The 1,380-nt window shown below is 42.5% G+C and carries 1 protein-coding gene; it reads left to right on the forward strand.

The window, feature by feature from the left end; genetic code table 11:
- Positions 1-49: 49 nt before the first annotated feature.
- Positions 50-1,380: sensor histidine kinase VxrA (vxrA, locus tag R7E00_RS23495; protein ID WP_318124637.1), on the forward strand; the 1,331-nt coding region annotated here is incomplete at its 3' end.

The following is a 1,380-nucleotide window of genomic DNA, read 5'->3' on the forward strand; positions in this document are numbered from 1 at the left end:
TGTAGATTGATGTATAGTTTTCGCTAATGAAACAAGTAACGGTAACAGTTTGATTAAAAAGTTTTTGCTCGGTTTTGCATCAATATTGCCACTATTCTCGGCACCTGCATTATCCGATTCACTACCAGAACGCATAGATACGTTTACAGAGCTATTTAACTATGAAGTGGCTCTTAAATCGTATGATATACGCATTCTGCAATCAAATTACCCTACGAAGTTACTTTCACCTGATTCGTTGCTTCCTCAAACTTCTGACTATCCTTTGAAGGATATTCAGCAGCTCTACAGCTTGGCGAATACATGTCGAGGGAAATTACCTCTCAGCCCTCTAATTACTGAACCTCTAGTATTTACTCGTGCTATTTGTAAGGGCACGCAATTAACGCCGCGTTGGTTCTCGCGTAGTGGATTAATTCACCCGGGTGGCGGTACTTACGCGGCGCGCTATGTTGAAAAGTATCCTGAGTTGCGTCCAAAACTTGCTCAGTACATGCACATTAAAGAGCGTGATAACGAAGAAGGTGACGAGCTACTAGAAAGCTTGCAAAATATGGACGATGACGCCATTAATGCTCTAATTGCAGGAGCAAGTATGTTTATTGAAGGCAAGGAAATGTGGCTTCGTCGTGGCGACCGTTACTTCGTATTTTCCAAAGATGTTTGGCAAGAAAACGTCGCGAATGCGGGTCTTTCTTATACATTAGCGTCACAAAGCAAAAGCTGTTTCGTAAAACGAGGCAACATATGTTGGGATGTAGAAGATCACTCGCAAGTATTGCGGATCAGCATGATCATCCTTGTCATTGCAAACATCTTGCTTGTCATTGGCTGGGCGGTGTACCGTTGGAACAGTAAGCGTGAAGAACTTCGTAGCCGTATGCTGGTCTTACAGATCTTAACGCATGAGCTTCGAACGCCAATTGCTTCACTATCGCTAACCGTCGAAGGATTTAGACGAGAATTTGAGCACTTACCTGAAAGTGTGTATGACGAATTCCGAAGATTATGTGAAGATACTCGCCGATTGCGTCAATTGGCGGAGGCAAGTAAAGATTATTTGCAATCTGATAACCAAATGCTTGCAACAGATTGGGTTCCATCTGTAGCAGAATGGCTAGAATATAAGATTGAAGAAGAATTTGATAACGCTGTGCTTTTCAACATCAACGAAGATGTAGCGGCAAAGGTTAACGTTTACTGGCTTGGAACATGTATCGATAACTTATTGCGAAACGCACTTAAGTATGGCGTTCCACCGGTTGAACTGAATGTTCAAACCAGTGAAGAAAAAATCGTATTCCAAGTCCGAGATGCCGGTGATTTGACTTCTAAAGACTGGGCAAATTTGAGAAAACCGTTCGTAAGTAAGAGCGGGTT

This window comes from Vibrio sp. Vb1755 (genome assembly GCF_033338635.1).
GTDB classification, from domain to species: Bacteria; Pseudomonadota; Gammaproteobacteria; order Enterobacterales; family Vibrionaceae; genus Vibrio; species Vibrio alginolyticus.